This window comes from Sporosarcina koreensis, from assembly GCF_042655825.1.
Taxonomy (GTDB): domain Bacteria; phylum Bacillota; class Bacilli; order Bacillales_A; family Planococcaceae; genus Sporosarcina; species Sporosarcina koreensis.
The window spans coordinates 65,537-88,763 of record NZ_JBHSNP010000010.1; the positions used below are offsets into that span (position 1 = coordinate 65,537).

Below are 23,227 nucleotides of genomic sequence, written 5' to 3' on the forward strand. Positions count from 1 at the left end.
ACGAATCACGCTTTGTCTTTTTTTAGAACGACCGTATAGAGATACAAAACGGGCATGATGAAGCAGGCACTTGCGATGATTGCCGTTTTCACAGCGAACCGTGAAGCGATCACTCCAATAATCGGGCCGCCGCCAATTTGACCGATGGCATCGACTTGGCCTTTGACCGAAAAGAATGTCGCCCTTGTTGAGGAGTCCGGAATGATTTTATTCAACCAAATGTCCTCCAGCGGATACATGACTTGCCTTGTCACTTGGATCACGACGTAACAGACGAGCAAACTGACGACAAGGGCGGAGAGTGCGAACCCGATGAGTGACGCGGCAATAAGCGAACTGCCGATGAAAAGGGCGATGTAAATATGCCTCAAATTCGAATGGATCGTGCTCCGGTTCATAAAGTGGAGCACCGTGAATGAAAGGACGACGACGATGAATTGCAGTCCGCCCATGAACAGGACTAGCTTTTCATTCGATAGGGAAGCCAACGCGGATACGTCAATGAAGTGCGTCATCCATAAACGGTCGAACCCTTCGCTGTACAACCCGATGAATAACGCGATCAGAAGCAGCATTCTCATGACAAAGCTCGCTTTTGAATAAACAACGATTTTTTGCATATTCTCCTTCATGCTGTTCCACACGGAAACCCTTTCGCCCGATCGCAAAGGTTTGAAATTCTTTTCCTCCATGAAAAACAGTATGTAAATGGCGAGTCCCAGCATGCAAAGGCCGCCGATGATGATCGGTAAATTGATCATGAAATAACCCGTCAGGATGCTGAGCGGAATCGCGATGATTTGGCCAAGCTTGCCGAACTTCGCACCGCGAATAAATGCGAGCGATGCCCGTTCTTCCCCGATCTCATCTGCAATCCAAGCCTGCTGGGCGCCGCTTGTGAACGTATACCCGATCCCCCATGCGATTTGCGAGAAGATGACTGCGGCGAATAAAGGGAAGATCCCTTCGACCATAAAGCCGAAACCAATCAGGAAATAGCCGATGATGAGTGAAAGTTTACGGCTTTTCATGTCCGCTACGACGCCGGTCGGGATTTCAAACAGGAAAACCGTCAGCTCCAAGACGGTCCCGACCAAAACGAGCTGGAGCGGATCGAGCTTCACGACTTGCACGTGGTATAGCAAATTCACCGTAAAGATGAACGTGAAAAACAGTTGCGATAAAAAGCATGTGAACAAGTAAACTGCATATGGATCTTTTCTATTGTTTGTACGCATGAATTTCCCCCTCCACTTGATTATAGGGAAAGGGTTACCTCGCATCTGTTCCAAATTTGCGGTTTTTATGTGGAATAAACATTCATTTTTCATTCCGCACAAATTCCGTTATAATAGGACAGTTGAAGAAACAGGCGAGCCGTTTACGGCAGCCGTGTAATAGATGATGGATATTGTGAAAGGAGAATCATAACTTGACCGTAATTACAGGGGAAAAAATGGTTGTGGATATTGACCATATAGATAGAAAAGGAAATGGGCAAGCGGTCGTTTGGCGTGAGAATGAATTGGGCAACAAGAGAAAGTTGAAGCTCATCATTCCACAATCCTTGCCGGGAGAGACTGTGCAAGTGACTGTGGATGATCCAACGATGAGATGGCAAAAGGTATTGCCTGATGCGATCCTGGCCACGAACCCGGATCGCATGGAAGCGCCTTGCCCGCATTTCGAGCTATGCGGCGGCTGTGTCTGGCAGCATTGGAGTTACGAAGGCCAGCTGAAGCATAAGACGGAGCATGTGAAGAAAGCGTTGGAAAGCGTCGGAATGAATCCGGATCTTGTCGAGGACACGATTGGCATGGACGAGCCTTGGCATTACCGCAATAAAATGGAATTCACCTTCAGTCCGGAAGGGGATCTCGGGCTGCATGAGCAAGGGAATTTCCGCAAGATCATCCCGCTTGAAACTTGCTTGATTGCAGGCCGGAACATGGTTGACGCGACGATGGAAGTAAGCGAATGGGCGAAGGAGTTCGGCCTTCCAGGCTACAATAAAGATACGAAGGAAGGACTGCTCCGCCATTTGATGGTCCGGGAGTCGTTTGAAACCGGGGAAGTGATGCTTGCCTTGTTTGCGACGGAAGCGCCTGCCGGTGAATTGGCGGCTGCAGCCGAGGATTTGATTGAACGGATCACGAAGAATTATCCGAATGTGAAAAGCTTGATGTGGCTCGTGAACACGGATATAGCGGACCGCACACAATCCGAGGAGACCTTCGTGCTCGCAGGACGCGACTTCATCTATGATGAATTGGGCGGCTACCGCTACCGACTCTGGTTCGATACGTTCTTCCAGACGAACCCTGTCCAAGCGCAGAAGCTAGTTGAGCTTGCACTGGAGATGGGTAATCCGCAGGAAGACGAAAAAATGATCGACTTGTTCTGCGGCGTCGGGACATTCTCACTGCCGTTTGCCGCGCGCGTGAAAGAATTGGCCGGCATCGAAATCGTCGAGACGTCGATCGAATCCGCAAAACGGAATGCGATTGACAACGATTTGCATAACACGACATTCCTCGCCCGCGATGCGCGCCGAGGAATCGATGAAGTGCATGAAAGCTGGGGCTTGGCGGATATGTTATTGATCGACCCGCCGCGCTGCGGTGCTGGCGGCAAAGTGATGCGCCGGATCGGCCGCGCCCAACCGAAGCGGATTGTCTACGTGTCATGCAACCCGGACACCTTCGCAACGGATACAGCGGAATTGCTTCAGTTCGGCTACACTCTCCAAAAAGTGCAGCCGGTCGACCTCTTCCCGCACACCGTGCATGTCGAATGCGTCGCGTTGTTGACGTTGGATAATTGATTGAATTGTTTGGGTGCCTGTGCAACGAACAATTCAGACTATGCACTACAATTGCATAAAATAAAAACAGAAGCCAACCATATCAATATCCGGTTGGCTTCTTTCTGTATTACTATAACTATTATTGAATTGTCATAAATGTGTGGTGCACAGGCACATTAATTTATTTCCTATTTATTGCTCCGCAACTTCGAAAGCAGCCTAAGAATCTCAAAATACAGCCACACAAGCGTGACCATCAGGCCGAATGCGCTGTACCACTCCATATACTTCGGCGCCTGCTGCTCCGCGCCCTTTTCAATAAAATCAAAATCGAGCACGAGATTCAATGCCGCAACAACGACAATACCGACTGAAATCAAAATGCCGACAAGCCCCGTCTCATGGATGAACGGAACCTCCATGCCGAAGAAACGGAGGACGAAATCGGCCAAGTACACAAAGAAAATGGCCCCAGTTGCTGCGAAAACCCCCAGCCTGAAATTCTCCGTCACTTTGATGAACCCCGACTTGTACGCGAGCAGCAGTGAAAACAGCGTCCCAAGCGTCAACAGGATCGCCTGCGTCGTAATCCCTTCAAACTGGGATTCGAACATCGCCGAAATCCCGCCGATCGCCAAGCCCTCCAACAACGCATAAAGCGGAGCTGTGTAAGGTGCCGCCTTTTTCACGAAAATCGTAATGAGTGCGACGACAAACCCGCCGCCAAGACCAATCCAAAGCAACGCTTGAATGTCGTTTCCTGCAAAGTACTGATGCCATGTGAAGACGGCCGTCACACATAGCAATAAAAACAGGATGAACGTCTTGTTCACCGTCCCTTGAATGGTCATCGATATTCCGCCGTCCGCCCGCAACCCTTTGAACGTATCTTCTCCTAAACTCGGATTCGCTGATCTCATCATGCATCCCCTTTCTTGAAAATAGATTGTTAGTTGAGTATACGGGGGAGGGTGGAGTTGGTTTCAGGTCGGGCTAATAATGATCTCATTTGACCAAGTCAATAGTCATGTATTTCAAAGGGGCTTTATTTCTAACCCCTTCACACAAACGTAATTTCAACATCACCAATATGGGAATACGTCACTTTATACGTTCCTTCCTTTGCAACGAGCGGCGAAATGAAAGTACCCGAAGAGATGACCATGCCTTGCTGCAGCACTTTATTTTTCTTCGCTAGTTTTTCACTTAGCCACGCGACAGATGACACGGGATTTCCGAGCACGGCCGAGGAAACGCCCTCGCTGATCTTTTCACCGTTATGAAACAACTCCATTTCAATAGTTTCAAATTGGTCGAAAGTCAAAGGCTCGATCGGGTCGGCTAAGACGACAAGTCCAGTCGCGGTATTATCGCAAAGCAAGTCCGCCAAAGAGAAGTTCGGGAACCAATCAATATACCGGGCATCCGGAATTTCAATGCCTGCACAAACTTTGCTTTTCTGGATGATTTCTTCTTCATCGGCATTCGGTGACAAGTCCTCTTGCAAAATAAACATGATTTCCGGTTCGATTAATGGGTCAAATAATGAAGACAGCACGATACTATTGCCGCTATGTTGAATATGTGTGGAAAGCAACGTGCCGTATGCCGGCTCATTCGTGTCGGCGATCGCTTGCGTCTCAGCACTCGTCATACTTATCTTATAGCCCGCAATTTCAGCGTTATGTATAGTCGTTTGTTTCTGGATGAATTGTTCCTGCACGAAGTAAGCGGACTCTTCATCCAACTGATAGTCGTGGCGGATAAATTCAATCGGCTGCTTCGTTTCGTGTGCGGTATATAGTTTGCTCACAATTTCATTCATTTTAGTTGTCAAAAAAACACCCCATTTCGAATTGTTTGATAATGAATATACTATATTTTTAGATTTTGGTAAAGGTAATGTCCGCAATACTGTAAAGGTGCCTGTGCAGCAAACTATTCAGTAAATACACTACAATTGCATAAAGTTTTTCAAGAAGCCATCTATCTCAACAATTGTTTGGCTTCTTTTTGTATAAAAATAACTTTCATCGAATAGTCATAAATGTTTGCTGCACACTAATCAAAACAATTCTGACAATACACTACAATTGCATAAAATAAATGAAGAAGGCGACCGTATCAACGACAGTGAGTCTTCTTTATGTATTTATATAAAGGTTAATGAATTGTCATAAATGTGTGGTTCACAGGCACCAAATTTGGCACCTTTCATCGACAGTCTTTTTGGTTGCTTTTCTCCTAATTGAGTATTATTATTTAGATAGGAAATAGTTAGATGTCTAACTATTGAAGTAACGGTGCGCTAGCCGGCTATACGGAAAATATGAATGTTTCCCTGATAACCAATAAGGAGGAGTTTAGCATGAGATTACAAGGAAAAGTGGCAATCATTACAGGAAGTGCATCTGGGATCGGAAGAGGAATCGCGCTTGCGATGGCGAAAGAAGGCGCACATATCGCGGTTGTGGATATTAATGAAGAAAAAGGGCAAGAGACGTTAAAAGAATTGAACGAGCTAACCGAAAGCATGCTGTTCATTAAAGACATTTCGAAACCTGAAAGCGTCACTGAAATTGTACAAGCGGTCGTCGCGAAGTTCGGCAAGTTGGATATACTCGTAAATAATGCGCACGCATCCCGACAAGCACTATTTGCTGATACGACGATGGACATGATTGACTTATCCTTTGGCACAGGCTTTTACCCGACATTCCATTTCATGCAAGCTGCGTATCCTGAACTGAAGAAGACAAAAGGTAAAGTGATTAACTTCGCATCAGGCGCTGGCTTGGATGGCCAACCGACACAAGCATCTTACGCAGCAGCGAAAGAAGCGATCCGCGCGATTTCACGTGTGGCGGCGAATGAGTGGGGCCCTGAAGGCATCAATGTAAATCTTATTTCACCGATTGCGTTAACGCCTGGTGTGGAAGCATGGAAACAAAGTGCACCAGATATGTATGAAGCGATGATCAATCGCATTCCGTTGCGCCGTTTAGGTGATCCGGAAGGCGATATCGGCCGCACAGCTGTATTTCTTGCGAGCGATGATGCGAATTATATAACAGGACAAACAATCATGGTTGACGGCGGTTCTATCAAATTACGTTAAGGAGATGTTCAACATGGGTAAATTGGAAGGAAAAGTAGCGATCGTGACAGGTGGCGCTTCTGGTATCGGTGAAGGAATGGTTGATCTGTTCCAAGCGGAAGGCGCAATTGTCATTGCAGCGGATATTAACGAAGTAGCCATACAACGAGCGAGTGAAAAGAAAAATGTGTATGGTTTGAAGTTGAACGTAGCATCCGACGAAGAGTGGGCTGCGTTCGCCAAAGAAGTGAAAGAAAAATTCGGCCGTATCGATATTCTCGTGAACAACGCGGGGATTTCCTCTGAAAAACCGTATTCGGAAATCGGCATGGATGACTGGCAAAAAATGATGGCAATCAACAGCTTCGGCCCATTTGCAGGCATGAAGCATGTGGCTCCCATCATGGCTGAACAAAGGAGCGGATCCATCGTTAATATTTCATCGTATACAGCACAAATCGGGCAAGGATTTAACCATTACTCCGCATCCAAAGGGGCTGTCCGTGCAATTTCCAAGGCAGCAGCGACAACATTCGGCCGTCAAGGTGTGCGCGTAAATGCACTATTCCCTGGAATTATTGAAACACCAATGACACAGAATTTGAGCGCATCCAAAGAGCTGCTTGACCAACTCGTTCGTGCAACGCCTTTGCAGCGGCTAGGAAAGCCAGCCGATATCGCCAATGCGGCCCTATTCTTGGCAAGTGATGATTCTTCGTATATTACAGGTGCGGAAATTGTCATCGACGGCGGCTTCTCGGCACAATAACATATTTGTTAGGAATGAACCCAAATGCATCGAATTTTGGGTTCATTTTCATATTGCCGACTGTGTATGATAAAATGGAATTGTTTATGTAGAAAGCAGGGGTAAAAATGAAGGAAGAAACAATTTTTGACATCATCCACAATATGGACAAGTTCACAAATAACTTGATCATCCAGTGGAATAAAACCTTTAATGAAGATTTGGGCGTATCCCATATACTCCTTCTTGGCCATTTAGCCTCCAAAGGGAAAAGCCGGCCTTCCGAATTAGCGAAAGCACTTGGGTTAACCCCTCCCACAGTCACTCATTTAGTTGAGAAGCTTGTAAAAAAGAAACTTGCCGTTCGCTCTACTGATGAAGAAGACAGACGCATTATTTATTTAACGATTACAGAAGCAGGGATAGAAATCTTACAACGTGCAAACCTGGAAGGACAAGCTCTGAGAAGAAATCTATTCGAAAAACTAACACCCGAGGAGCAACAGCAAATGCTCCGTATTTATCAGAAGTTGAATGAGTAAGCACTTTTTTGTACTTTTTTGGTGCCTGTGCAGCACACTATTCAGTAAATACAATGAAATTGCATAAAGTATTTTAAGAAGCCGCCTATTTCAACGATTAGGTGGCTTCTTTTTGTATTAATATGAATTAAAGTGAATAGTCATAAATGTTCGCTGCACAGGCACCCGATCAATTCTGACAATACACTACAATTGTATAAAATAAATGAAGAATGCAACCGTATTAACGTCACGAAGGCTTATTTATGTATTTAAATAATTTTTAATGAATTGTCATAAATGTGTGATGCACAGGCACCGGTGTGAATATTACGTGCCAATTAGTGTCTGAATGTTGGTATAATTGACAGTAACGATGCTGTCAGTGAAAGGAGCGAGAATGGATGGGACAGGAAAGGTTTGAATATGAACGGAACCGATTTAATCTCTCTGAACGCCTCGTTGCAGAGTTATTTCTTCTCTCTTATATTTTTATTTTTTTTCTAGGAGAAAGAGGTTCGGCGATTCCGTATATCTGGCTTCTCATCTCAATCGCTGCTGGAATTGCAGCTTATTTCATATTCTATTCCCGCGCTTATTCACTTGGACCCGGTATGGGACTGGCATTAGGTGTAACGGTGCCTTTGTTTCTAATTGGGGCACCGTTGATGAATATACTGCTGTTTTTCGTTTATATACATTGGAGAATTCAAGCTAATTTTAGCGGTTCCCGAATTTACGGCTGGCCATTCATAACGCTTGTTAACCCATTCGCTTTCTTCTTAACGTTCTTCATGGCAAGGCTGATTTTTGCCAATGATAGACCTGAGGAATTAATGCATCAACAGCTGATGATCTTCTTGTTGACATCCTTCCTGTTTTATTTTATTCGTATGATTACGATTACAATAAATAGCAGGCAGTTAGGCAATTTTAAAGTAAGGGAAGCCGGAAAAGTATTCATTATCATCATGGGGCTAGGCGCCTCTGTATTTTTCATTGTCCTGACTTGGCTTAAGCCTGTAAGATCCCTAATTATCGAGACGATGGGCTATCTATTTGGCGGCTTATTCATGCTGTTCTTAAAAGGGCTAGACCCACTAATGGAGTTCATTAGAAAAAGTACCGAAAAAACCGGCGAAGAAAACGCCGGAGAAAGTGGGTTCCGTTTCTTTGATTTTGAAGAGCGCGCGGCTACATCCTCTCTATTTGAATACGCGTCAATCGTATTTGTGACAGCTGTTCTGATCATCATTGCAGTCGTTCTAATCCTGAAAAAGAAAAATGAACGATATAATGATAGACAACACACTTACTTTTTTTCATTTAAAGGCAAAAGGGAGCGGAAAACAGAGCAACGAAAAATGCTATATGATTATTCAACCGCCCGGGATGAAGTTCGGAAATCATTCGAACGATTTGAGGAGGCAGCGCGAGAGTCTAAATTAAATCGGTCTCATGAGGAGACTATAAAAGAATGGTTTTTACGCATGGGGTGGGAGAAGCATGAACATATCTTGGCGATCTACAATGCCGTTCGATATGGGTCTCATATACCTTCCGAGAGCGAGCAAAATACTTTTTTTATTGGACTTGAAAACATAAAGAAAGATTTTCTTAAATGAAAAATGGGGGATGGCCATGAAGCTGGATCGATTGCGTCAATCATTTGAAGAGCTTGCAAAATTTACAGATGAAGGGGAAGGCATCAATCGGTTGGCCTACACCTTAACAGAGCGGAATGCGCGCGACTATTTGATGAAGCAGTTGGAACTTGCGGGGCTCACAGTGCAGATCGACTACGCAGGTAATGTCATTGCGCGACGGGAAGGGAGCTCTCCTGATTTGCCGGCTGTCGCGACCGGCTCGCATATTGACTCCGTCTATGCGGCGGGTGAATTTGACGGGACTGCGGGCGTCCTTATTTCACTGGAAGTCATGCGTTCTCTCGCGGATGAAGGCATTAAAACGGATCACCCTCTTGAAGTCATCATTTTCGCTTGTGAGGAATCAGCCCGCTTCAGCGCTTCTACCCTAGGCAGCAAAGCGATGTCAGGCCGCCTCGATCCGGCGTACACCCGGTCACTCACTGACAAAAACGGAATCACACTCATGCAGGCATTCGAAGAAAATGGCCTCGATTTGGAAGAGGTCCATTTGGCAAGGCGTTTTCGGGATGAAATCAAAGCGTTTGTCGAGTTGCATGTTGAACAAGGTCCCGTTCTGGAAAAGCAGGAGAAGTCGATTGGAGTCGTCTCTGCAATTGCGGCGCCCATCCGCTTTCATGTGCATGTCGGCGGGACAGCGGATCATTCCGGCACGACGCCGATGAATTACCGCCGTGACGCGTTGCTTGGAGGTGCGGAAATCGCTCTTGCTATCGAGAAAGCAGCCCGCGCGGAACTCGAGCATGGCACGGTCGGCACAGTAGGTGTCTTTTCCATAGAACCAGGCGCGATGAATATAGTGCCGGGTGCAGCGGACCTGTACGTTGATATTCGAGGGACGAACCGGGAGTCACGCCAGCGGGTAGCGGATGCACTCGAAACAGCAGTAAACGATGTGGCAAAAGCACGGGAATTAAATATATGGATGGACAAGACTTCAGATGAGGAACCTGTTCAGATGGACAGCACAATCGTGGCCGAATTAAAAGCCATCTGTGAAGAAAAAGGAGTAGCTTGGCTCGAAATGCCAAGCGGGGCAGGGCATGACTCGATGAATATGGCGTCACTCTGTCCGACTGGCATGATTTTCGTCCCGTCAAAAGACGGCATCAGCCATAATCCGGCTGAGTATACATCCATGGAGCAGCTGATGGAAGGGGCGGAAATATTGCGCGCTTTCATGTTGAAACAAGCAAAGATACTATGATTAATTTGTATACGAGCATTTAGAAGCCATGATCATAAAAAAGGGGACTGAAGAACAGTGGAAGCTAAAAGAATAACATCGGAGAATGAATTAGAAACAGCCTTTTCCATCAGAAAAGAAGTGTTCGTTGAAGAACAAGGCGTCCCGTTAGAAGATGAGTTTGATGAATTTGATACACTTGATGCTCCTTGTGAGCACATTTTAGTTTATTATCATGAACTGCCTGTCGGGACTGGACGGGTTAGATGGGTTGATGATTTTGGCAAATTGGAGAGAATCTGTATCTTAAAGCCATACCGGAAGTTTGGTCTTGGAAAGGTTATTATAAAAGCATTAGAAGAAATTGCAGAAGAAAAGGGGCAATCCCGGGTTAAATTACATGGACAAACACATGCAGAAGGTTTTTATCACAAACTTGGCTATGAGACCGCATCACCCATATTCATGGAAGACTGCATTCCACATGTTTTAATGATAAAAGAATTAGCTGCGAATAAATTATAAAATCAAGACGGTGCATCTTTTAACGTATTTATTTCGTTAAAATGATGTGCCGTTTTAAGTTTGGGTTCATCAAGCAAAAACCTTGAAAGTCAAAAAAGGTCAATGTATAATATAAATATAAGTCAAAGATAGTCAATGTCAGACCATATAAATGAAATGAATGATATAAGGAGGAAATGGCTTATGAAATGTCAACATTGTGGTAAAAACGAAGCGACAATGAGCTTTCGCCTTCAAATGAATCAGCAACGTATGCAGATCAATTTATGTCATACATGTTTCCAAGCAGTTCAAGGACAAATGAAGATGCCGTCCTTCGGCAATGATGCCAATCAGTTTTTCCAAGCGAACGGCAATCCGCAAGCACATACACAAGTGAGAGAAGCCGATGAACATCAAGGAAACGGCTTGTTAGACCAACTTGGTAAAAATATTTCGAATGACGCCAAGGAAGGTCGGATTGACCCGGTCATTGGCCGCGACCAAGAAGTTAAACGCGTCATTGAGACATTAAATAGACGAAACAAAAATAACCCGGTGCTTATCGGGGAACCGGGTGTCGGTAAAACGGCGATTGCAGAAGGGCTCGCAGTGAAAATCCATGAAGGCGATGTCCCGTCAAAACTGTTGAATAAACAAGTTTACGTGTTGGACGTAGCTTCACTTGTTACGAACACCGGAATCCGCGGTCAATTTGAAGAGCGGATGAAGCAATTGATCGAGGAGATTGAAAACCGCGAAGACATCATTGTTTTCATCGATGAAATTCATCTTCTCGTCGGCGCAGGTTCAGCGGAAGGCTCCAAAATGGATGCGGGGAATATCTTAAAACCGGCATTGGCGCGCGGAAGCATGCAGCTCATCGGGGCGACGACGTTGAAAGAGTACCGTCAAATTGAAAAAGACGCCGCACTCGAACGTCGATTCCAGCCGATCATTGTGAAAGAGCCTTCTGCGGAAGATGCAATCACAATCTTGAACGGCATTAAAGACCGTTATGAAGCGTTCCATGAAGTGCGCTATTCTGACGAAGCGATTCGTGCATTCGTCACATTATCCCAACGCTATATCCAAGACCGGTTCTTGCCGGACAAGGCAATCGATCTGATGGATGAAGTGGGGGCGCGCTTGAATCTGAAGCATTCTTCTGCGGATGCGGAGAAAATCGGAAACCGGCTAGAAGAAGTCGTCCAGCAAAAAGAACAAGCTGCGGAAATGGAAGACTATGAAAAGGCGGCAACGTTGCGCCAAGAGGAAATGCAATTACGTCAACAACTAGAAGAAGCCGAACAAGGCGAAGCATCTCTCTATGAAGTGACGGTTGAAGATATCGAGGAAATCGTAGAAGAAAAAACAGGCATTCCGGTCACGAAATTGCAAGCATCCGAACAGGCCAAAATGAAAGACCTTGCGGAAAACTTGCGAAAAAAAGTAATCGGCCAAGAAGAAGCGGCCGATAAAGTCGCAAAAGCGATCCGCCGAAGCCGCGCAGGATTGAAGTCAAAAACCCGTCCAATCGGATCGTTCCTATTCGTCGGTCCAACGGGTGTCGGTAAAACGGAAATCACGAAAGTATTGGCGGAAGAACTATTCGGTTCCCGTGACACATTAATTCGTCTAGATATGAGTGAATACATGGAGAAACATGCCGTTTCTAAAATCATCGGTTCCCCTCCAGGTTATGTGGGTCACGAAGAAGCTGGGCAATTAACGGAACAAGTCCGCCGCAACCCGTATTCGATTTTGCTATTTGACGAAATCGAAAAAGCGCACCCGGACGTTCAACATATGTTCCTTCAAATTATGGAAGACGGCCGCCTAACGGATTCGCACGGCCGGACAGTCAGCTTCATAGACACCGTCATCATCATGACAAGCAATGCGGGAACAGGAGAGAAGAAGGTAAGTGTCGGGTTCAATCAAACCGCACATGAATCCGTCTCCATGCTGGAGTCGCTTGGCGACTACTTCAAACCAGAATTCCTGAACCGTTTCGATGCCATTGTCTCGTTCAACGAATTGACAGAAGACAATCTACTCGAAATTGTCGACTTGATGCTCGTTGATTTGGAAGAAGCGATTGAAGAAAACGACATTGCAATTTCAATTTCCGACGAAGCGAAACGGGAATTGGTGAAGCTCGGCTACGACAATCGTTTCGGAGCCCGCCCGCTTCGCAGAGTCATCCAAGACAAAATCGAAGATCCATTGACAGATCTTATTTTGGAAGAAGACGATATTGAAAAAGTCCATGTGGATGTTGTGGATGAAGAAATTGTTGTAAGTAAAGCATAATGAAATGAAACAGCCTCCCGAATGTTTTCGGGAGGCATTTTTTCGTTTATCCAATTAAACTCTCTTCAATTCAATACTCGTAATCTCCTCGGCTATCGCTTTCGTCAAATCCTCCGCTGTTTTGGGAACGAATGATTTCAGGATGGCATTGACCATCGGACCCATCACCCCTTTTGCAGTAATGTCCAAATTCCCGTGCATGACGGTTTTGGAGTCAGAAACTGCGTCTGCCTTGAAATACCCATTCCCCACGAAGTTTTCATTCAATCCTTTTAAATCGAAAGTAACTAAAGTCGGCTCCCGCCATTCCGTAATGTCGATTTGTAACTTCACGGTCTTTTGCATAATGCCAATATCACCTTTAAACGTCCATGTCGACTGCTTGTCACTCAAAATTTCATGTTCGATATATCCCGGGACGAGCGGCGCCCACCTGTTCATATCACTGACGAAATCCCACACCTTTTCAATCGGTATATCCAACTCTGTCGTATGTGTTCCACTAGGCATGTAAGGTTCCTCCTTTATTATGCTAATACGCTCTCCGCGTCGCTTATCTTACGCGGTTCCACGTTGCCGATATGCATACCTGCCAAATAGCCGAACGTCATAGCAGGCCCGATTGTTCCGCCTGCGCCTGGATACGCCCCGCCGAGTATCCCCATCGCCGCGTTGCCGGCAGCATATAGTCCAGGGATGACTTTCCCCCGTAAACTGATGACCTGTCCATGTTCATTGATACGTGGACCACCATTCGTTCCAAGTGCCCCGGCATAGACCGGAAGCGCATAAAATGGCCCTTTTTCAATCGGCCCGATCATCGCCTCACGGCCACGGAACCCATTTGCGAAATTCTCGAAGTGCAAGGTTCCGCGATGAAAATCAGGGTCTTCTAGATTTGCAGCGTGCGTATTAAATCGTTCGACCGTCGCTTCAAGCTGATTCGCATCTATCCCGATCTTTTCCGCGAGCTCCCGGATACTGTCCGCTTGCGGAACCCAATCCGGCGCATTTTCACCAGGCGCCATCGTCACGATCAGCGCACGGTCTTTCAGTTGCTGATCAAAAATGAGCCATACATTCGATTCATTCGGCAATGATTGCGAGTTCTGATCATACGTGTAAAACGATTTAGGCAGATCCATGTAAGTGGAGCCTTCATTAACGAAGCGTTTCCCGTGTTTATTGACGATAATTGAATTCGCCGCCGTGCGTGCCTGCGTGTCGATCTGATGATAAACTTTTCCTTCATATTCAATCGTCGGATCCACGAACGCCGGAGACCACCAAGCTTCACTCATATTGGCAAGTGCCGCTCCTGCCTCCATCGCCATAACCAGGCCGTCGCCTTCATTGTAAGAAGGGGATTGCGGATGCGTAATCGCTCCTTTTAGGAATGAATGGACAAGCTCTTTATTCCATTCGAATCCGCCGGATGCTATCATGACACCTTTCCGAGCACCAATGAAACAGTCTGTCCCATCCTCGGTCTCTGCGCGGACGCCAATGACAGCTCCTTCGTCATTCATGACAAGTTCCTTTCCAGGAGTGGAAGTCAGTGTAACAATCCCGCGATCCAGTACAGCTTTGAAGAGACTGCCGGCCAACGCCCTTCCCATTGTCGTGATGTTGTTCTCCATTCGTTCAGCAACAAGGGTGAAGTCAATATCTCCCGGATCGACAGCCCCGCCTTCTTCCAATGTCAACGGAGGGAAGATCGGATTTCTTCTTATTTTCTCTGACCATTCCCCTAAATCGTTCAAAGGAAACGGAAGGGGATCGAGTGAGCGACCTTCTTTTTTGCCCCCGGGCAGATCTGCATAATAGTCGCCATACCCTTTAGGGACGGCGAATCTGACGGGCGTATGCTCATACAAGTAGTCAATCATCTTCGCACCATTTTCAATAAATACGTCTATTAATTCTGGATCCGGTTCTTTACCATGCGTCAGTTTAGTAATATATGTTTTCGCTTCTTCATGCGAATCTTCCAAACCAAGCTCCTTCATATAGCGGTTATTCGGAATCCACGGAATTCCACCGGAAAATGCTGTCGTTCCTCCGACCTGGTCCGATTTTTCAAGGATGAGAACTTCTGCCCCTTGATCATGGGCGAGAATAGCCGTTGTTAAAGCGGCACCCCCACTGCCTAACACAACTACATCTGTTTCTACATCCCATTTCACATCGTTTTTCATTATCATTCACATAACCCCCTTATCATTTAAGAAAGCGTTACTCTATCCGTGCAAAAAAGTGATTAATGTCAACATCCCCTTTATTGACAGGGCGTTGTCCTATATAATTATAGGTAAATGGAAAGTTAAAACAATAAACATTCTTCAGATAATTGATGCATTCTCGTCACGAAGGGTAAAAGTGTCTAAAACATAGAGAGAAAATCGACAGGGGGAAATGAATTGTCTACGAAAATCGACCCAAGAGTGATTAGAACAAAGGCGATGTTCGAGGAAGCTTTATTGGAGTTAATGGAGGAGAAGGACTATCAAAAGATTACAGTGATGGAGATATCCGAAAGGTCCACCCTCAATCGGGCGACATTCTACTTGCATTACTACGATAAAGACGAATTGCTCGAACAAATGCTGGACGCGGCTTTGCACAATCTAAGGAGCAGCGTGCAGGTGAAGGATATTGAATTCAAGTATGATAGTGATAATCCACATCCGATCTTCATTCGATTGTTTACTATGATGATCGAACAAAACCGCTTTTACAGAATTATGCTTGTCCAAGAAAAAGTGCCGTACTTCACCGAGTCTGTCAGAGAAATCATCGAAACGTTGGTGGAGAGAGGGACGCAGTATATGATTGAGGATAAAATCGAATTTAACGTACCGGTGGACATGTCGATCGCGTATATCACTTCAGCCTATTTGGGCGTCATCATTTGGTGGCTTAAAAACGATATGCCCTATACACCCGCATATATGGCAAAGCAGATGACGAGACTATCGACGGTCGGACCGTGGGTGGATAATCCGTATCTTTAAAAAACAGCCTCCCGATTTTTTTCGGGAGGCTGTTTGTGCGTAGTGAGCTAACTCACGTACTTGCTTTGACTATTTACACTTAACTAGAAATCGGCAGTAAGCAATCATAATGTTGTTTTTGCTGTTGACTTGTATACATCAACGTTCATCACGCCCAACATACTAAAGAACACGCTTTTTATCTTTTAGCCAACTTCTAAACCCTGCATATTCCAAAGAACCATATGCTGTAATCAGTGATAATATAGGAACAATAAAATACTTCGGTGGTCCGAATATACAAATAACAATAATAAAGCCTGAAATAAAAATGGCAGTATACAAAAGATAGGATTTCATTCGATACTTTAAATAGAGTTTTACCTGATCCATTACTTCTCCTTTTATGTTGTTGCACCTGTTAGTTGAATAGCTTAACCCCAATGATCTAAAGTCCAGCCCTCAGCCAATCTTTCCTTGAGAAGAGTATCGTTCCACATTCCCCAAGGCGATAGCCGCATTTGGTAATCGTTTAATTTTTTTACTCTTTCTCTTTGCCGATTCGCATAATCAACAATATGCCAGCAAATAAATTCACCTTTTATTATATGGTCATCTCTAAATTCTTCCGGGAATACAAAATCCTTAGGTAGGGACCAGAAAAATTTAAGGTCGCTTCAACTATGTTACTTCAAGAAAGTATTTTCTTTATCCGACTTAACATAGAGCTCTATTTTCTCTTTACTATATTCGCCTGTACTTACATCTCTCCACTCAACAACCATATAAATAGCGTCTATCTCTTTAAGCGAAATAGGGTCACCATTTGCGTTTATATAGTTTGGGCCTGCGATAGCACCAGTTGGCATTTCGCGAATATCCATTCCATCATCAGCTTTTGGACTTGAATACGTTACTATATTCCCATGCACCTTAGTATCCTTGCCGTTAATAACTACATGGGTTGCATTTTGATAAAAATCAGCAAGAGATTCTTCTTCAGTTTTCATTTTTAATATACCGTTACCTGCTTTAAAATCATCTGGTGTTATCATAATCTCGTATCCTGTTAAACTCCACGTTTGGCTTTCTCCTTGCAAAGGTAAAAAATAAGTAGCCTGAACGAACTTCCCCTCACTATTGCATCCGGATAGTAAAATAACAAACATTGTTAGTAACAAGTAGCAAATCCCTTTATACTTTAGCAACACCCCAACTCCCTTTATATACAGAACATTTTAACTTATTTTAACATAATTCCTTGTGGTTCGTATTAATTTAATTGGGTGCCTGTGCAGCACACTATTCAGTAAATACACTACAATTGCATAAAGTAAATGAAGTGGCCAACCGTACCAATTGCCGGTTGGCCACTTTGCGTATTTATATAGATTCTGATGAATTGTCATAAATGTGTGATGCACAGGCACCTTATTTTTAGCTTATTTTTCGCTATTGATATTCGAATGTTCAATAAATATGATAGAAATAAAGGATGTGAATATAGTGGATGATAGCAAAATAAATATGGATAAAGCCGTGGAGAATAATATCGCATGGTGTGAATTGGTTTGTGCCGCATATGGCAAGCGTTCATACACGACGGAAAGGGTATGGGGGCTTCATACGACTGCGCCTACATACTATCCTGAATTGATTACAACGAAAAGATCTACAACAGAGACAGATATTATAGAATTCCTGAAATTAGATCATGTCGGCAGCATAAAAGATAGCTATGCAACACTCCAGTTGGAGCCTTATGGATATCAAATGCTATTTGAAGCCGAATGGATCTGGCACCCTGCCTTGATTGAACAGGAGTCCAAACGATCCCAGTGGAATATCGTTCGAACTGAAAAGGAATTTGAACGATGGACGAAAATGACGGGGTTAGAAAACTCAATTCCATCCGGGCTGTTAGATATAGAGGGAGTGAAGATTTTCTATACGGATCGTCCAAATGGATTTGCCGGTTTTATTGCAAGTGCAGCAGCTGACGTAATCGGGATATCCAACGTCTTTTCAAGTGGGGGTGATGAAATCGACCTGTGGCGTGCCATTCCTCAAGTGGCGGCTAGAGAATTTCCCGGCCTCCCCCTTGTAGGCTATGAACAGGGCGACTCCCTCTCTTCTGCACTCTCTTCCGGTTGGACTTCAATCGGCCCGCTTCGTGTTTGGATCAAGACCAGTTAATCTCTAAGTCAATGAACGGAAGATTTACTTAAAGAAGGAGGAACCTTACATGCTCTTTATGATAATCGTCAAAGCCTCGAAGAATTCGGAAGCTGGAAATCTACCGAGCCCAGAGCTCAGGGAAGCCATGACGAAGTACAATGAGGAATTAGTGAAAGCAGGCGTACGAATCATGGCGAAAGGACTTCATCCGAGTTCAAATGGGATTCGCCTTTCGTATCCGGAAGAAGGGGGAAAGCCGGTGGTTACGGAGGGCCCGTTTTCGGGTGAAGTGATTGCCGGGTTCATCCTAATTGATGTGAGTTCGAGGGAAGAAGCCATCGAGTGGGCCATGCGAATGCCGGATCCACAGGGATATGGCGAAGGTCAAATTGAGGTGCGGCAAGTATTTGAGTGATATGGCGTTTGAGAATGTTCTATTCAAACATGGATGTAGAAGAGGACTTTAACTAAAGGCGCAGAATAGTGAATAAGGAACGTGGGAGGTCATACATGAAGAGAATCATATATGTGTCTTTTTTTGCCATTACTATATTCATAGTAGGGTGTAATGCACAAAATGAGGAAATGACGTTTATAGAACAAACACAAGATGAACGATTGGATAAAAATGAGCAGCATGCTGAAATAGAAGGTAACGATGACGATTTAAGTTTAGGTGATGAAGTAAATGAAGAGACATCCGAACCATCAGAAAAGAAACTAACAATAATGACCTATGATGAGGGACATCAACAATTACAAAAAGTCATAGATACATTATATGAACATACTTCTGGTTTAGATAGAGCGGATTATAAAGGTTATGTATACTCAATAGATAACCTGTATTATTACTTGCTAGCAATTTATTATAAAGGTGAAGACTTATTAGAACCAAGGTACCCATACAATTATCCATATGAATCTTTTGAGGAATTAACTAAGACTTATCATGAATATGTGGATTTCAGTTCAATTGAATTGGAAGAACTGAAACATGATTATGATATTGAGATCGAGCTGAGTTATATAAATAAAAATACACATAAAAAAGGGTATCTTAACTACTATATAAGTTATAGTAAACACGAATTAAAAGATTTATCAAATTTTAATTGATAAGTAAAGAGATTAAACTAACGAGTGACTTAGTGAAAGAACATGTTTACTAAATTCCCTTTTTGTTAGAGCAATAAAACACTAGCTCCATACATTACATGGTAGCAATTGTTCGGAACTAGATCATAGGAAAGGCAGGGACCGTTATGATATTGTGGTTTCGACATTTGCCAAAGATAAATATGGATTCGTCGGAATGGAAACCTTTCATTCAAAATACATGGTTTCGAAAGCATTTCATGAAGTTTGTTTACCTCTTGATGGCTGCTTTTTCTCTAGCGCCAAACTGGTTCGGGGGAAGCTTCACTCCTATGATAAATTTCCCCCTTCTGTTAATCATTTTTCTCGTATTTATCATACACGAAGCCCTTCATATGCTTGTCATTCATAAGAAAGGCGATATGAGCTTAATGTTCAGAGGCATCTATTTTTGGATCCATACAAATGCCATCCTTTCCAAGAAAAGATTTTGGATCTTCATGAGCTTACCTTTTATCGTATTAACGGTCATCCCAGCTATTGCTTCGATCTTTGTATCGGGTGATAGCAAAGCACTCCTGTTATTCATTAGTTGGTTCAATTTGATTATCTCATCCGCCGACATTATTAATTCATTTTTGATCTTAATGAAACCGGGCAAGTCTGTATTCTGTAGAGGGTATTACCGAGTGAAATCGTAATCCGAAAGGGGATCGCAAGATGAAACTAGGCAAACCAATCGCTACAGGAAACACAGCGGAAATTTATCTGCATGACAACATGGTCGTAAAAGTATTCAAAGATTACTTGCCGGAAACGGAATCGGAATATGAAGCCGCAAAACAAAAATTTGCCTACGCATGCGGACTTCCCGTTCCGAAGGTGTTGGATGTCACGAAGATAGACGGGAAGCAAGCGATTATCATGGAGTATATAAAGGGAAGGACACTGGGGGATTTACTTCTTGAAACCATGGAAAAGGCGGAGCATTACATCGGGCTGTCCATCGAGCTGCAGGAAAGAATACATAACATAAAGGCTGATGGACTTGAACCGATGACTACAAAATTACGCCGTCAAATTGAATCAGCCCGGAGTCTGGATCAAAGGCATAAATCCATACTCCTGCGGAAATTAAATTCATTTACTGTTGACAACAGGCTCTGCCATGGCGATTTTCATTTATTTAACCTGATACTCACAGATAAAAACGTGACCATTATCGACTGGGTTGACGCTAGCGCGGGAGATATACGTGCCGATGTTTGCCGTTCGTATCTATTGTATAAGCAGTTTTCCGAGGAGTTGGCGGATTTGTATATAAGGATGTATTGCGAGAGGAGCGGGGTGGCAAGAGAGGAAATATTAGAATGGGCGCCTATACTGGCGGGTGCGAGATTATCCGAGATCGTGGAATCGGAAGTGGAAGAACGGCTGTTGGATATCGTGAATCGGTTTTGCGCTCCTTATTAATGTCATTAATATAGACGTCCATTCATACAATATAGTTGGGGTGGTAAAATGCCAAGAGTTAAATACCGGGAGTCAGACGTTGATTTAATGGCAAGGATGATGAGGGCGGAAGCCGAGGGTGAAGGGAACCAAGGGATGCTATACGTTGGAAATGTAATTGTGAACCGTGCCGCAGCGGATTGTTTGGACTTTAAAGACATAAGAACCATTCACGATGTCATCTACCAAGTGCAAGGAAATAATTTTTCTTTTGAAGCTGTTCAAAAGGGGAATTTATTCTATCAACGAGCGCGATCTTCTGAAAAAAGATTAGCGAGACGGAATTTGGAGAATTGGAGACAACATCCAGCAAAATATTCCCTTTGGTATTTCAATCCATTCGGTCCTTGTCCTCCAAACTGGTACAGCCAACCTTTTACGGGTCAATTCAAAAATCATTGCTTCTATGAACCGAAACCTGGAACGTGTGCGAGCGTGTATAGCTGATAGGTTGTCTTTAGGTAGAAGAGAAGAAGCAACTATCCTGTCAAAATAGGGTAGTTGCTTCTTTTTCCGTTATCAAATATCCGCTCGGTTATCAATAATTATCTAAGGCATTGAAATTGAAGTGTTAGCCTAGCTTACTTTTCTTGTGGCTCAATAATCGCTTTAATTTCTTCAACTGAAAAGCCGGAGATTTCAGCAATAAAAGGAAGTGGAGATGATTTTGCGTACATTTTCAAAACCATTTCTATTCTTGCATTTTTGTCTCCCCTGTTCTCCGCATCTTCCAACCGCTGAATATGATCCCGTAGCGCAATCTCCCGATTAATCGCAAGCTGGACAGTGTCAGGATCCATGCTTAATTTGCGGATTTCCTCAAAGGCTTCTTTGAAAGCTGAACTTTCCATTGCAATCTCCTCCTTCATCTCCTGATCTCCCTTAAAGAATAAAAGCCATTTTTCAAGATTGCTCATGTCGTGCAATTGTTTTTCATGTTCTTTTGGTAATTGAATTACATGTATCTCCAAGTGACTAGAAAAAATCATACCGGACATTGGTTCCATTAATTGAAATGTACTATGAATGTCTCTTGTTGGCAACATTTCAAAGTCCGAAATGATGATTTGGATCACCTTCTTCAACTGCCCATAGGAATCCGAACTTTTCATTTGTGAGCTATACAAATTTGCCCAGTAATACAGCATTCGTTCATTGAATGCGGAATGACGTTCTAACTGCATTTCATATAAGCAAATCGATCTTTGGAATAAAGGATTTCAGGTCTTGGCAACGAATCAAGTAATGTAGGAAGTAGAAAAGAGATCTGAAACCAGGAGGCTATACAAATGGCGAATGAAGTGGTATTTCGATCAGCGACAGAACAAGATTTGGAACGAATCGTGGAAATGCTGGCGGATGACAAGCTAGGGGCCACTCGGGAACAATTCGCACTGCCCTTACCGGAAGTGTACCGCGAAGCGTTTCGGGCAATTGACGCAGACCCCAACAATGAACTGGTCGTTGCATGTCTCGGAGAAGAAGTCGTTGGCGTCCAACAAATCACATTCACCCCCTACTTGACCCATCAAGGTGGATGGCGTGCAACGGTCGAGGGGGTAAGGACATCTTCAACCGTACGAGGAAAAGGGATCGGCACGGAGCTCATCAACTGGGCAATCCAACGGGCCGAACAGCGTGGCTGCCACCTCATCCAGCTGACGACCGACAAAACGCGGGAGGACGCCATACGATTTTACGAACGGTTAGGGTTCCAGGCAACCCATGAAGGGATGAAGATGAAGTTGAAATGAATAAATGCCTATGGCCAAACAGAGGACAAGGGTTTGGTCATAGGCAATAAAAAAATTTGCAAGCCGATTGTTCATTTTTCTTCAATAAAAACGTTGAAGCCAGGTTCAAAAATCTTTTGGAACGAAGCGACTTTTGCTTCCGCCTCTCCAATGGTTTCATAATTCCCTAACTCCATATAAAAGCTGCTCTCAGTTGTGTTAAAAGGTGCACCACTTTCCCGTAAGTAGCGGATACCTTCTTCTTCATAAACCCTCTCTTCCATATTGCCAAGTTCATGTCCGAGTGGATAGGCGTCCGTCCGAATCGTATAGAAAGATGAATCGTCCTCTTCTTCATCGTTTCGCGGAAGAATACTTACAACAACTTGTGCCGGATCTGCATATTCGCGAATCTTATAATGGACAGGGGAGTTGAACACGACTACAAACCGGAAAGCGGAGTCATCGTGTGTCATTACCCAATAGGCATCTGCGACCAAATCACTGTCCTTTAAAGCTGTAAAATCCCTTGCGTCAAACGCCCGCACGCCATGCACTGTAAAAAACATTGTGTACGGGTGTTCTTGTACTTTCACATCGAAATAAGGGGCGACGAGCTGTGGTTCCTGAGTTGGCGCATCACTTCGTTGCGTAAAACCGATAATGATATGTTCGACTTGCTTATCTTTTTCTAACGTAATGGTACGAATATTGACGTTATCCGTACTTTCCCCGCCAGACCCCTTGCCATCTTCAAAGGACAGTTCTTTCACTAAATTTCCAGCTACGTTAGCATTCTGCATCAATTCTTCTGCATCCTTATTATCCTTTGGAGATGAAGCGTTTTCTGAAACTACACTACAACCTA

Annotated in this window: 24 protein-coding genes; 16 read left to right on the forward strand and 8 right to left on the reverse strand. The window is 44.1% G+C overall.

All coding sequences use genetic code 11. The features are described from left to right. Nucleotides 1–5 precede the first annotated feature (5 nt). Nucleotides 6–1,238: an MFS transporter gene (locus tag ACFPTP_RS05455; protein ID WP_381442824.1), complete on the reverse strand. Its 1,233-nt coding sequence runs from the start codon at nt 1,236–1,238 to the stop codon at nt 6–8. Between the two features lie 218 nt (nt 1,239–1,456). Between ACFPTP_RS05455 and rlmD the strand changes: the two genes are divergently transcribed. Next, on the forward strand, nt 1,457–2,824 hold the full coding sequence (rlmD, locus tag ACFPTP_RS05460; protein ID WP_381443116.1) for a 23S rRNA (uracil(1939)-C(5))-methyltransferase RlmD: 1,368 nt from the start codon (nt 1,457–1,459) through the stop codon (nt 2,822–2,824). A 170-nt stretch (nt 2,825–2,994) separates the two neighbouring features. On the opposite strand, the gene ACFPTP_RS05465 is transcribed toward rlmD, so the two are convergent. Together ACFPTP_RS05465 and ACFPTP_RS05470 are read right to left on the reverse strand one after the other, a co-directional pair. Beyond that, nucleotides 2,995–3,726, reverse strand: coding sequence for a Bax inhibitor-1/YccA family protein (locus ACFPTP_RS05465; protein ID WP_381442825.1), 732 nt, complete (start codon nt 3,724–3,726; stop codon nt 2,995–2,997). A gap of 140 nt (nt 3,727–3,866) precedes the next feature. After that, on the reverse strand, nt 3,867–4,643 hold the full coding sequence (locus ACFPTP_RS05470) for a 2-keto-4-pentenoate hydratase (RefSeq protein ID WP_381442826.1): 777 nt from the start codon (nt 4,641–4,643) through the stop codon (nt 3,867–3,869). Nucleotides 4,644–5,174: 531 nt separating this feature from the next. On the opposite strand from ACFPTP_RS05470, the gene ACFPTP_RS05475 reads away from it, so the two are divergent. The 7 genes from ACFPTP_RS05475 (at nt 5,175) to ACFPTP_RS05505 (ending at nt 12,845) form a co-directional block, all read left to right on the forward strand. Beyond that, nucleotides 5,175–5,924: an SDR family NAD(P)-dependent oxidoreductase gene (locus tag ACFPTP_RS05475; protein WP_381442827.1), complete on the forward strand. Its 750-nt coding sequence runs from the start codon at nt 5,175–5,177 to the stop codon at nt 5,922–5,924. Between the two features lie 13 nt (nt 5,925–5,937). Next, complete coding sequence (locus ACFPTP_RS05480) at nt 5,938–6,672, forward strand: SDR family NAD(P)-dependent oxidoreductase (RefSeq protein ID WP_381442828.1); 735 nt, start codon at nt 5,938–5,940, stop codon at nt 6,670–6,672. 107 nt (nt 6,673–6,779) lie between these two features. Further along, complete coding sequence (locus ACFPTP_RS05485; protein ID WP_381442829.1) at nt 6,780–7,193, forward strand: MarR family winged helix-turn-helix transcriptional regulator; 414 nt, start codon at nt 6,780–6,782, stop codon at nt 7,191–7,193. A 383-nt stretch (nt 7,194–7,576) separates the two neighbouring features. Further along, complete coding sequence (locus ACFPTP_RS05490; RefSeq protein ID WP_381442830.1) at nt 7,577–8,797, forward strand: hypothetical protein; 1,221 nt, start codon at nt 7,577–7,579, stop codon at nt 8,795–8,797. Between the two features lie 16 nt (nt 8,798–8,813). Beyond that, nucleotides 8,814–10,046 carry a Zn-dependent hydrolase gene (locus ACFPTP_RS05495; protein ID WP_381442831.1) on the forward strand — a complete coding sequence of 411 codons (1,233 nt, stop codon included), beginning with the start codon at nt 8,814–8,816 and terminating at the stop codon, nt 10,044–10,046. Between the two features lie 57 nt (nt 10,047–10,103). After that, nucleotides 10,104–10,550, forward strand: a complete 447-nt coding sequence (locus ACFPTP_RS05500) for a GNAT family N-acetyltransferase (RefSeq protein WP_381442832.1) — start codon at nt 10,104–10,106, stop codon at nt 10,548–10,550. Nucleotides 10,551–10,733: 183 nt separating this feature from the next. Next, complete coding sequence (locus ACFPTP_RS05505) at nt 10,734–12,845, forward strand: ATP-dependent Clp protease ATP-binding subunit (protein WP_381442833.1); 2,112 nt, start codon at nt 10,734–10,736, stop codon at nt 12,843–12,845. A gap of 54 nt (nt 12,846–12,899) precedes the next feature. On the opposite strand, the gene ACFPTP_RS05510 is transcribed toward ACFPTP_RS05505, so the two are convergent. Both ACFPTP_RS05510 and ACFPTP_RS05515 read right to left on the reverse strand, forming a co-directional pair. Beyond that, on the reverse strand, nt 12,900–13,355 hold the full coding sequence (locus tag ACFPTP_RS05510; RefSeq protein WP_381442834.1) for a CoxG family protein: 456 nt from the start codon (nt 13,353–13,355) through the stop codon (nt 12,900–12,902). Nucleotides 13,356–13,372: 17 nt separating this feature from the next. After that, nucleotides 13,373–15,049, reverse strand: a complete 1,677-nt coding sequence (locus tag ACFPTP_RS05515; RefSeq protein ID WP_381442836.1) for an FAD-binding protein — start codon at nt 15,047–15,049, stop codon at nt 13,373–13,375. 216 nt (nt 15,050–15,265) lie between these two features. Between ACFPTP_RS05515 and ACFPTP_RS05520 the strand changes: the two genes are divergently transcribed. After that, the gene (locus ACFPTP_RS05520) at nt 15,266–15,859 is read left to right on the forward strand and encodes a TetR/AcrR family transcriptional regulator (protein ID WP_381442837.1); all 594 of its coding nucleotides are present in this window, start codon (nt 15,266–15,268) and stop codon (nt 15,857–15,859) included. Between the two features lie 665 nt (nt 15,860–16,524). Here ACFPTP_RS05520 and ACFPTP_RS05525 read toward each other — a convergent pair. Beyond that, nucleotides 16,525–17,046 (reverse strand): hypothetical protein, encoded by a 522-nt coding sequence (locus ACFPTP_RS05525; RefSeq protein ID WP_381442839.1) that lies wholly within the window; start codon nt 17,044–17,046, stop codon nt 16,525–16,527. A 298-nt stretch (nt 17,047–17,344) separates the two neighbouring features. On the opposite strand from ACFPTP_RS05525, the gene ACFPTP_RS05530 reads away from it, so the two are divergent. From ACFPTP_RS05530 to ACFPTP_RS05555, 6 genes are all read left to right on the forward strand, one after another. Further along, nucleotides 17,345–18,034 carry a hypothetical protein gene (locus ACFPTP_RS05530; protein WP_381442840.1) on the forward strand — a complete coding sequence of 230 codons (690 nt, stop codon included), beginning with the start codon at nt 17,345–17,347 and terminating at the stop codon, nt 18,032–18,034. A 49-nt stretch (nt 18,035–18,083) separates the two neighbouring features. Further along, a complete protein-coding gene (locus tag ACFPTP_RS05535) occupies nt 18,084–18,431 on the forward strand; it encodes a YciI family protein (RefSeq protein WP_381442842.1) in 348 nt (115 codons plus the stop codon). A 95-nt stretch (nt 18,432–18,526) separates the two neighbouring features. Continuing rightward, the gene (locus tag ACFPTP_RS05540) at nt 18,527–19,135 is read left to right on the forward strand and encodes a hypothetical protein (RefSeq protein WP_381442843.1); all 609 of its coding nucleotides are present in this window, start codon (nt 18,527–18,529) and stop codon (nt 19,133–19,135) included. 146 nt (nt 19,136–19,281) lie between these two features. After that, the gene (locus ACFPTP_RS05545) at nt 19,282–19,815 is read left to right on the forward strand and encodes a DUF3267 domain-containing protein (RefSeq protein WP_381442845.1); all 534 of its coding nucleotides are present in this window, start codon (nt 19,282–19,284) and stop codon (nt 19,813–19,815) included. 19 nt (nt 19,816–19,834) lie between these two features. After that, entirely contained in the window at nt 19,835–20,587 is a 753-nt protein-coding gene (locus tag ACFPTP_RS05550) for a phosphotransferase family protein (RefSeq protein WP_381442846.1), read from the forward strand. 48 nt (nt 20,588–20,635) lie between these two features. After that, entirely contained in the window at nt 20,636–21,073 is a 438-nt protein-coding gene (locus tag ACFPTP_RS05555; RefSeq protein WP_381442847.1) for a cell wall hydrolase, read from the forward strand. Between the two features lie 134 nt (nt 21,074–21,207). Here the strand turns inward: ACFPTP_RS05555 and ACFPTP_RS05560 are convergent, their stop codons facing one another. After that, nucleotides 21,208–21,810, reverse strand: coding sequence for an Rpn family recombination-promoting nuclease/putative transposase (locus ACFPTP_RS05560; RefSeq protein ID WP_381442849.1), 603 nt, complete (start codon nt 21,808–21,810; stop codon nt 21,208–21,210). A 105-nt stretch (nt 21,811–21,915) separates the two neighbouring features. Between ACFPTP_RS05560 and ACFPTP_RS05565 the strand changes: the two genes are divergently transcribed. After that, the gene (locus ACFPTP_RS05565) at nt 21,916–22,380 is read left to right on the forward strand and encodes a GNAT family N-acetyltransferase (RefSeq protein ID WP_381442850.1); all 465 of its coding nucleotides are present in this window, start codon (nt 21,916–21,918) and stop codon (nt 22,378–22,380) included. Nucleotides 22,381–22,451: 71 nt separating this feature from the next. Here ACFPTP_RS05565 and ACFPTP_RS05570 read toward each other — a convergent pair whose 3' ends face one another. Beyond that, nucleotides 22,452–23,165 carry a hypothetical protein gene (locus ACFPTP_RS05570; RefSeq protein WP_381442852.1) on the reverse strand — a complete coding sequence of 238 codons (714 nt, stop codon included), beginning with the start codon at nt 23,163–23,165 and terminating at the stop codon, nt 22,452–22,454. Nucleotides 23,166–23,227 lie beyond the last annotated feature (62 nt).

What these genes read in the sequence shown, in the direction of transcription:
- ACFPTP_RS05510 (WP_381442834.1), bottom strand. Translation starts at nt 13,355, where the DNA reads ATGCCTAGTGGAACACATACGACAGAGTTGGATATACCGATTGAAAAG.
- ACFPTP_RS05455 (WP_381442824.1), bottom strand. Translation starts at nt 1,238, where the DNA reads ATGCGTACAAACAATAGAAAAGATCCATATGCAGTTTACTTGTTCACA.
- ACFPTP_RS05560 (WP_381442849.1), bottom strand. Translation starts at nt 21,810, where the DNA reads ATGCAGTTAGAACGTCATTCCGCATTCAATGAACGAATGCTGTATTAC.
- ACFPTP_RS05540 (WP_381442843.1), top strand. Translation starts at nt 18,527, where the DNA reads ATGAAGAGAATCATATATGTGTCTTTTTTTGCCATTACTATATTCATA.
- rlmD (WP_381443116.1), top strand. Translation starts at nt 1,457, where the DNA reads ATGGTTGTGGATATTGACCATATAGATAGAAAAGGAAATGGGCAAGCG.
- ACFPTP_RS05490 (WP_381442830.1), top strand. Translation starts at nt 7,577, where the DNA reads ATGGGACAGGAAAGGTTTGAATATGAACGGAACCGATTTAATCTCTCT.
- ACFPTP_RS05505 (WP_381442833.1), top strand. Translation starts at nt 10,734, where the DNA reads ATGAAATGTCAACATTGTGGTAAAAACGAAGCGACAATGAGCTTTCGC.
- ACFPTP_RS05485 (WP_381442829.1), top strand. Translation starts at nt 6,780, where the DNA reads ATGAAGGAAGAAACAATTTTTGACATCATCCACAATATGGACAAGTTC.
- ACFPTP_RS05535 (WP_381442842.1), top strand. Translation starts at nt 18,084, where the DNA reads ATGCTCTTTATGATAATCGTCAAAGCCTCGAAGAATTCGGAAGCTGGA.
- ACFPTP_RS05465 (WP_381442825.1), bottom strand. Translation starts at nt 3,726, where the DNA reads ATGAGATCAGCGAATCCGAGTTTAGGAGAAGATACGTTCAAAGGGTTG.
- ACFPTP_RS05550 (WP_381442846.1), top strand. Translation starts at nt 19,835, where the DNA reads ATGAAACTAGGCAAACCAATCGCTACAGGAAACACAGCGGAAATTTAT.
- ACFPTP_RS05555 (WP_381442847.1), top strand. Translation starts at nt 20,636, where the DNA reads ATGCCAAGAGTTAAATACCGGGAGTCAGACGTTGATTTAATGGCAAGG.
- ACFPTP_RS05480 (WP_381442828.1), top strand. Translation starts at nt 5,938, where the DNA reads ATGGGTAAATTGGAAGGAAAAGTAGCGATCGTGACAGGTGGCGCTTCT.
- ACFPTP_RS05565 (WP_381442850.1), top strand. Translation starts at nt 21,916, where the DNA reads ATGGCGAATGAAGTGGTATTTCGATCAGCGACAGAACAAGATTTGGAA.
- ACFPTP_RS05515 (WP_381442836.1), bottom strand. Translation starts at nt 15,049, where the DNA reads ATGATAATGAAAAACGATGTGAAATGGGATGTAGAAACAGATGTAGTT.
- ACFPTP_RS05475 (WP_381442827.1), top strand. Translation starts at nt 5,175, where the DNA reads ATGAGATTACAAGGAAAAGTGGCAATCATTACAGGAAGTGCATCTGGG.
- ACFPTP_RS05495 (WP_381442831.1), top strand. Translation starts at nt 8,814, where the DNA reads ATGAAGCTGGATCGATTGCGTCAATCATTTGAAGAGCTTGCAAAATTT.
- ACFPTP_RS05545 (WP_381442845.1), top strand. Translation starts at nt 19,282, where the DNA reads ATGATATTGTGGTTTCGACATTTGCCAAAGATAAATATGGATTCGTCG.